8 protein-coding genes and 1 riboswitch are annotated in these 7,862 nt (G+C 62.2%); of the genes, 1 reads left to right on the plus strand and 7 read right to left on the minus strand.

Annotated elements, in window-relative coordinates; genetic code table 11:
- A partial coding sequence (locus V3572_RS01420) for a hypothetical protein (RefSeq protein ID WP_332109187.1) occupies nt 1-251 on the plus strand: 251 nt, incomplete at its 5' end.
- 86 nt (nt 252-337) lie between these two features.
- On the opposite strand, the gene glyA is transcribed toward V3572_RS01420, so the two are convergent.
- The 7 genes from glyA to tolA form a co-directional block, all read right to left on the minus strand.
- Nucleotides 338-1,600, minus strand: a complete 1,263-nt coding sequence (gene glyA / locus V3572_RS01425) for a serine hydroxymethyltransferase (RefSeq protein WP_332109188.1) — start codon at nt 1,598-1,600, stop codon at nt 338-340.
- Between the two features lie 34 nt (nt 1,601-1,634).
- A riboswitch (ZMP/ZTP riboswitch) is annotated at nt 1,635-1,717 on the minus strand.
- Between the two features lie 99 nt (nt 1,718-1,816).
- Nucleotides 1,817-2,779: an alpha/beta fold hydrolase gene (locus V3572_RS01430; RefSeq protein ID WP_332109189.1), complete on the minus strand. Its 963-nt coding sequence runs from the start codon at nt 2,777-2,779 to the stop codon at nt 1,817-1,819.
- A gap of 201 nt (nt 2,780-2,980) precedes the next feature.
- Nucleotides 2,981-4,108 (minus strand): sensor histidine kinase, encoded by a 1,128-nt coding sequence (locus tag V3572_RS01435; protein ID WP_332109190.1) that lies wholly within the window; start codon nt 4,106-4,108, stop codon nt 2,981-2,983.
- The gene (locus tag V3572_RS01440; protein ID WP_332109191.1) at nt 4,105-4,605 is read right to left on the minus strand and encodes a hypothetical protein; all 501 of its coding nucleotides are present in this window, start codon (nt 4,603-4,605) and stop codon (nt 4,105-4,107) included. Before V3572_RS01440 ends, V3572_RS01435 begins: the two co-directional genes overlap by 4 nt.
- Before the next feature lie 348 nt (nt 4,606-4,953).
- Nucleotides 4,954-5,466, minus strand: a complete 513-nt coding sequence (pal, locus tag V3572_RS01445) for a peptidoglycan-associated lipoprotein Pal (protein WP_332109192.1) — start codon at nt 5,464-5,466, stop codon at nt 4,954-4,956.
- A gap of 261 nt (nt 5,467-5,727) precedes the next feature.
- Nucleotides 5,728-7,050 (minus strand): translocation protein TolB, encoded by a 1,323-nt coding sequence (locus V3572_RS01450; RefSeq protein WP_332109193.1) that lies wholly within the window; start codon nt 7,048-7,050, stop codon nt 5,728-5,730.
- Nucleotides 7,047-7,862, minus strand: an 816-nt coding sequence (gene tolA / locus V3572_RS01455) for a cell envelope integrity protein TolA (RefSeq protein ID WP_332109194.1), incomplete at its 5' end; no start/stop codon positions are given. The genes V3572_RS01450 and tolA, both read right to left, overlap by 4 nt.

Here is a 7,862-nt window from a genome sequence, read left to right on the forward strand (position 1 = left end):
GTGGTTCGGTTTCGTGTTATGTAAAAATTGGTGAGTTTTACGCCCCCGCTATTGACCGGGAGATCGCGGCCATGGCCCCGCTTGGGGTGCGCGCCGCGCTGCGGCTGGCCCGGGCTGCCCGCGACGCCGACGCGGACAGGCTGTGGGCCGAAAACGACGTCCTGTGGGCGGAGATCATGGCCTCGCAGGACGCGGCGGAAGGCCCGCGCGCCTTTCTCGAAAAGCGGCCGCCCGTCTGGACAGGGGCGTAAGGCGCGGCCCCTCTCCCGGCGCTGCAGCGTCTGAACCGGGCGGACGCCCCTCCGCGTCCGCCCGGCCTGTGCACTATCCCGGAAGGCTAGGCGTCCAGTCCCGGCACAGGAAACAGCCGACACACGTCCGCGACACGCTCCCGCACGTCCGCACGCAGCCCCGCGTCATCGGGACTGGCCAGGACGTCGGCCATCCAGCCCGCCAACTGCGCCATCTCCGGTTCGCGCATGCCCCGGGCCGTGGCCGCCGGGGTTCCCACCCGGATGCCCGAGGGCCGAAGCGGCGGGTTCGGATCGTCCGGGATGATCTGTTTGTTGGTGGTGACGCCTGCCTCGTCCAAAAGCTCCTCCGCCGTCCGGCCGTCCATCCCGAAGCTTTGCTGCGTGTTCACCACCAGCATGTGGTTGTCCGTGCCGCCGGTCACCAGCGCCGCGCCGCGCTCCGTAAAGGCGGCGGCCATGGCCTTGGCGTTGGCCAACACCTGGGCGGCGTAGTCCGCGAACTCCGGTTGCAGGGCCTTGCCAAGCGTAATGGCCATGCCCGCGATCACGTTCATGTGCGGGCCGCCCTGAAGCCCCGGAAAGACCGATTTGTCGATGGCCGCCGCCATGTCCTTGCGGCACAGGATCATGCCGCCGCGCGGGCCGCGAAGCGACTTGTGCGAGGTGGTGGTCATGACGTCGAAGCCGAAATCCAGGGGATTGCGCATCACGTTCCCGGCCACAAGCCCGGCATAGTGCGAGGCGTCGCACATGGTGTAGGCCCCGACCTCGTCGGCCACGGCCTTGAACGCCGCATAGTCCAGGTCGCGCGGATACGAGGTGTAGCCGCACAAGACCAGCTTCGGCCGGTGCTGATTCGCAAGCTCCCGTACCGCGTCCATGTCGATGGCCCCGGTGGTCGGATCGGTCTTGTAGCGCACGAAGGTAAAAAGCCGCCCCATGTGCGACACCGGCGCGCCGTGCGTCAGATGCCCGCCGTGGGACAGGTCCATGGCCAGGATGGTGTCGCCGGGGTTGAGCAGGCCCAGGTACACGGCCTGGTTCATGGGCGAACCGGACAAGGGCTGCACGTTGGCGTGTTCGCTGCGAAACACGCGGCAGGCCCGCTCCCGGGCCAGGTTTTCCACCTGGTCCGTGAACTCCTGGCCGCCGTAGTAGCGCCGCCCTGGATAGCCTTCGGAATACTTGTTGGTGAAGACGCTGCCCAGCGCGGCCAGCACCTCGGGATAGGTGTAGTTTTCGGACGGGATCAGCTCAATGCCGAGCCGCTGCCGGTTTTCCTCGCCGGTCAGGGTGGCGGATACTTCGGGGTCGGTGGCGAAAAGCAGGTCTCGCAGGGCACGCATGGGCTCCTCCTTGACAGGAAGGTTGGCGTCGGGTCGACGCAGCCCAGGCGAGCGGCATGAAGAGGTTTCGCGCTTCCCCGTGGTGGCCCACGTTTCTCGCCAGTCACGCGAAACCGGTATGTGAGAGGCAACGCCCATGTAGACTGGGGAGGGGCGGGGCGTCAAGGGTGGATCTGGCGCACCCCCGGCACGGCGACAGACTTTCCAAGCAAAGCCCTACCGGCTTCGCAGCCAATCAAGCGCATACCGCTGCGCCTTGTAGGCATCTGGGGCCGTCCAGAAACCGATATGCGACGCCTTGTCGATCCACAACAGTTGCGCATCGGCAATAGCCCCATGGGCATACTCGGCATCACGCGGCGGCACGTCGTTATCCGCGTCGCCATGAATGATCAATGTCGGGCAGCGGACGCTATCCAGCGCCAGCCTGTCTATCGCCGAACCAAGTGCGATATCGTTTTTCGCGCCGGACTTTCGCTCTGCAAACCGGGAGCTCATCGTCTGAAATATGGCGTCGAAAACTGCAAACTTGTTTTCATCGGCAAGGATCTCTTTGACGCGCGTTCCGATCTCATGCTTGGCAAGCGTGCTTTCCGTCTGCAACAAGCTTTTGACGACGGACGCCGGAAAGTGCTTGAAAAAAAATCCCAGCAGCCATTGCCCGGACCTGCTGAGATACATCCATTCCTCAAGGGGGTTGATGTCGTCCCCCTTGGCATACCGCATGCTGATGCCATCGATCACCACCATGGCCGAAACTTTTTCGGGGTGACGCTGCGCCAGTTGATAGCTTGCGGGGCCGCCGCCGGAAGCGCCGACCACGATGGCGCGCGGGATCTGCAAGGCCTCCAACAGGGCGGCCATGAAGTCCCCCTGCTCTTCGGCCGTCTTGCCAAAGTGCAACGGCGTCCCCAGATATCCCGGCCGCGACGGGGCCACGACCCGATACCCATTGATTCGGAACAGCTCGCCCAGCACCAACGCCTGATCGTAGCCTCCCGGTCCCCCATGCGCCAGCAGGACGACCGGCCCCTCCCCGCGCGTGGCGTATTCCATCCATCCGTGCGCCGTCTCGATGCCCGTGGACGGGTAGATCAGACATTCTTGCAATGCCTGCGTCGTGACGACTTGATCGTCTCCCAAGGACTCTTTGAGATCCCGCGAAAAAAGGACTGACACATCCGCTCCTTGTGGGTTGTTGAAATCGTAAACTGTGACAGACGTCGCGGCCATTGACGATCATGGCCTGCAACATCGCGCCAATCGTCAAGATCGTCTAACATCGTCTTTTCGTCAACGCATACGTCACCCGCAAACGGTCCTTGCGACGCCGCCAAAAGGTTCGTCCCAGTCGGCACAGCCCCGCCGCCATCCCCTCGATCAGCGCCCGATTTGGCCGCCGACGGCTGCGGCCGTTTCGTCTCCTTCGGGCGCCGCCGCCGGGAAGGCCACGACAACCGTGGTTCCCTTTCCCGGAACCGACTCCACTTTGATGAAGCCGTGATTCGCCTCAAGGATTTCTTTGGCGAAGGACAGCCCCAGTCCGCCGGAATATTCCTTGGTGCTGAAACACGGTTCAAAAATTTTCGGCATAATGGCCGCCCCAATACCCTTCCCCGCATCGGCTATGCGGAAGATCGCCATGTCTCCCTCGTGCCCGGTCGTGACTTCGACCACGCCCCCCTTCGGAGAGGCCTCGATGGCGTTTATCAAAATTTCACTAAGCCCGACCACAACGCTCTCCATATCGACCTTCAGCCAGATGTCGTCCGGGCTCGGGGAAAAATGCAGCCGCACCCGGGCCACCTCGGCCTTGTCCCGGCCGCTTGTTTCCAGCCCGGCCAGCACGTCTGTGGCTGATACCCGATGCATGAGGCACGGCAGGTCATGCTTGACCTTCAAGATGCCGTCAATCAACCCCCCAAGCTTGTGCGACTCCTCGACGATGATCTGCAATCTTGATGAGATGTGTTCGTCCTTGTCGCACTTGCGTAGCAGTGATTTCGCAAAATTGGCAATGGTAAAGAGAGGATTTCGCGTTTCATGGGCCAACGTGGCGGCCATCCTGTCGGTAATGGCGTGACGCTCAAGCAAGATGGCCTGATCCCTGCCCCGGCGGATCTCCTCGAATGCCTCACCAAGCTTTGCGTTTGCCTGACGAAGCAACAAAAATCCCTTTTCAACAAATGAATAATAGAGCGTCACCGCCGAAATGAAAATGAACGTTATGGTATTGATAGCGCCACTGATCGGACTTATGGACTCCCATATCTCTTTTTGCCCCGCGTTCACCAGAATATCGCGCACAATATGTCCGACGCCGCGTCCCACGGAAAACGCCGTCAGCGCCAGTGTGAGCATATAGATATACGACCACAAGAGTTCCCGTGGCTCCCGGCGCATCAATTTGAACGCATATCGGCTTGCGGCGAAAGACAGAACAATCATCAGCGCCGACCCGAAAAAATCGACAAGATAGACGGGCAGTACGGGGAGCGGCAGGTTCATGAACGCTCCTTGCAAAAGGCCCGAAGCCCCAGGAGGAAGAACAGCATGGCCGGGACCGCGATCAGATGGTCGAGCTTGCAGGCATAAAACAGCAGCGCCTTCCAGGCCGGGGCTGCGACCAGAACCCGGTCCCAGGGATTCGTCCCCCCGGCGAAGGCCGGCGAAGGCATGAGTTCCTCCAGCCAGTGCCCCAGGAAGGCCACGGCGTTCCACACGGCAAACAGCAGGCAGGACACGGCGATGTATTTCCAGCCCCGGGACGTCCATTCCACATGGCGCCTGAGTCGGAAATACAGCACAACCATAGCCAGAAGAAACAGCAGATGTCCGAACTGGTGGGAATACAGGCCCTCCGCCCCGCCATGCGTCTGAATCGCCAACGCCTCGTGCGGGGAGTGGAGAGCCAGGACCACGAAGGTCGCCAGCCAGAGAGGCCCATGCACCCCGACCAGCACCAAGGCGTGGAGGCGGCCCAAGCGCCTGTGACTGGCGCGCACTCCTCCCTCCGACCGGACATCCGCTGGAAAGGCCATATCGCCCACCTCCCATATCATCCCACTGGCGTCATCACACTGAAATTCGTCGTTTTCTCTTGCGCGTCAACGTCTTTTGCCTCGTGGCCGCCTGGAAAGCCGCACCCTGCGCAACCAAAGGATATGACACGAGACACGAAGCATACTCCGATTTCTGACTCCCAACAACACGAGACCTCCGTTGTCAACCATGAAACGCGCATCGTGCTCCCTTTCCCCCGTCGCCACAGCCTGTGCCTGTCCACACAACGACAAAACGCCGCCCGGCGCAAACCGGACGGCGTTTTGAACGAAACCCATTGAATCGGCGTATTACAACGTACCGCGAAATTCGTCGCGACGGTTCTTGGACCAGGCGGACTCGCCGTGACCCGGATCCAGAGGACGCTCCTTGCCGTAGCTCACGGTGGAGATGCGGCTGGCTTCGACACCCAGGTTGACCAGGTACTGGGCGGAGGCCTGAGCCCGACGCTCACCCAGTGCCAGGTTGTACTCGGCGGTGCCGCGCTCGTCGCAGTGGCCTTCGACGACCAGCTTGACCTGCGGGTACTTGCGCAGCACCTCGACCTTGCGGGTCAGGATCTGCCGGGCCTCGGGGGTCAAAGACGAACTGTCGAAAGCGAAATAGATGATCTGGGACAATTCGGTGTTGGCCTGGCCGAGCATCTCGCGAAGCTGACGCTCTTTCTCCAGACGCTGCCTCTCCTGCTCCTCCCAACTGGCGTCGGCGCCGTCGCCGGGCCCGGCGGCCTTCTTGGCGCAACCCGCACCAAGCAGGGACACCATCAATACAACCAGAAACAAACTGACGATCCTTCCTCTCATGGCTCTCCTCCTCGAGATTCCCGCATGTAAAACAGGCTGGCGGGCAACGCACCTGCCAGCCCGTGCGGCTTTGCTAGAGATCTTCGTACCCTGACCAATGGGCGGAAGACTGTCTACGCCTTCCACCAAGAAATGCAACTCTTTCTTGTCCCATGATTTTATTGAAATTTTTCCGTGAAGGATCCACCTTTTTCACGCACATTCAAGACGGACTGCAAGACCGATACAGGCGCACGGCCCGTCGGCCATGTCGAACGCCGCCTATTTCCCAGGCAACGGCCCCCAGGAGGGCATCCGGGCCGCCCCGTCGCCCGTGGGCACCATGACCGGCTGTGTGCCGTGCCGGGTGGTGACGTAGATCTTGGAGGCCCCACCCCGGGTGGACGCGAAGGCGATGAAATAGCCGTCCGGGGCAAAGGAGGGATTCTCGTCCGAGCCAGGCCCCGAGGTGACCTGCTGTTCGGCCCCGGTGGCGATGTCGAGAACGAACACCTTCTGGCCGCCGCCGGTCTGCCGGGTAAAGGCCACCAGGGTTCCGTCGGGGCTCATGCTGGGGTTGGTGTTGTAGCCGAACTTGGTGAGCCTCCGGGTGGAACCGGACCCCATGTCGCGCAGGTAGATGTTGGGACTTCCGGCCTCGTCGGAGACGTAAGCCATCAGCCGCCCGGACTTGTCAAAGCTGGGGGAGACCGCGATGCCGTTGGTCTTCACCGTGGGAGCGCCGGGTTGAAACGCGGAATTGAGGATGTAGATGGCTGACTCGCTGCGCAGGTTCAGCGCCACGGCGATCTGCCCGTTGGGCAGAAAATGGGGGCTGACGACGCTGGTGCAGGGCATGGTGTGTACGGCTGGTTTGCCGCCGCCGGACCACACGCCAAGATAATGGGAGCGGGAACCGATGAGGGTGAAGGCGATCTTGCCCCCGTCAAAAGACCAGGAGGGGCTGATGGCCATGCCCAACTCCCCGTAACTGGTGATCTTGGTCAGGCCGCGGCCCATGGGCCGCACCACCCAGATCTCGCTGTTTTTGGGTCCGTTGGGCTTGGAAAAGGCCAGTTGGGAATTGAAAAAGCCGCCCTGGCCGGTGAGTTTGAGCATAAGCTCCATGCAAAACCGGTCGGCGATGTCCGGGAGCTGGGCATCGGTGACGGAATCGAAGCCCTTGCCCACGATGACCTTCTGGGAATAGACCTCGAAGGCGCGCAGCTCCACGTTTCCGAGGTTGCCGCCGGGGGTCCAGGCCGAGGTGACCAGGACATCGACCCGGGCCATTCCAAAGGGCTTGAAATCGATCTGGTCGGCCTGGGGGCCGCTAAGCTGCCCCAGCATCTGGGACGGGGGGACCACCTGCAAAAAGGGCATGAAGGCCAGGTTCTTGTTGATGAGATCCTGCAGCTTGCGGGAGGCGGCGTCCTGGCCGCCCCCGGCGAAGGGCTGGGAGAGCACAAGGTTCATCTTGGCCTGGCCTGGGCCCTGTATGTCCACGGACAGGGAATCCTGGGCCATGGCGTACCGGACGGGGGCGAAAAGGGATGCGGCGAAAAACGCCGCGATCAGGGCAAAAACAGAGAGAATACGGCTCATTGTCCAATTTCCCGTGCGTTAAAGTTGAGTTGCAGAACGCTCAAACTCGGTAGTGGCGGAGGCGGGAGGGACTCGGTTTCGGCCACCGCCTTGAGCGCGGATGCGTCGAAATTTGGCCTGCCGGAGGATTGCACCAACTGATATTGGTGTATACGTCCATCCTTTCCGATTTGCAATTCCACAACCGCCACGAAATTCTCAGTGGCCCCCATTTGTGGAAACCGCCAGTTTTGTTTGATGATCCGGTTGACGATCTGGGCGTAGACCTGAAGGGTGGCCCCTCCGCCACCGCCTCCGCCACCGCCTCCGCCGGGTCCGGACCCGCCATGTCCGCCACCGCCGCCGCTCACGGAACGCTTCAAGGCGGCGATTTCCCTGGACATGGCGTCGGAGGCCCCCGTCTGTCCGGACGCGGCCCCGCTCGACGCCGAGCCGGACTTGGCGGCCTGGCTCTTGGCCTGCTTGAGGGCGTCGGCCATGACATCCTTGGCGCTCGGCGCGGCCGGGGCGGTCTTCTTGGCGTCGGCCTGGGCCTGTTTCAAGGCCTCGGCCATGACATCCTTGGGGTCGGGCTTTTTGGCCTCGGGCTTGGCCTTGGCGTCCGCAACTTTTGGCGGCTCCGGCGGCTTGGGTTTGTCCTCAGCCTTCTTGGGAGGTTCCTTTTTCGCGTCTTCCTTGGGAATGGGTGCGGCCTTGGGCTCGGGCTTGGGCTCCGGTTTTGGCTCGGGCTTGGGTTCCGGCTTGGCTTCCGGCGGCCTCAACAGGATGGGGAAAACTCTAACAGGACCACGGGATATCACTTTCCAGGCAGG

This window comes from Desulfolutivibrio sp., from assembly GCF_036584575.1.
Taxonomy (GTDB): domain Bacteria; phylum Desulfobacterota; class Desulfovibrionia; order Desulfovibrionales; family Desulfovibrionaceae; genus Desulfolutivibrio.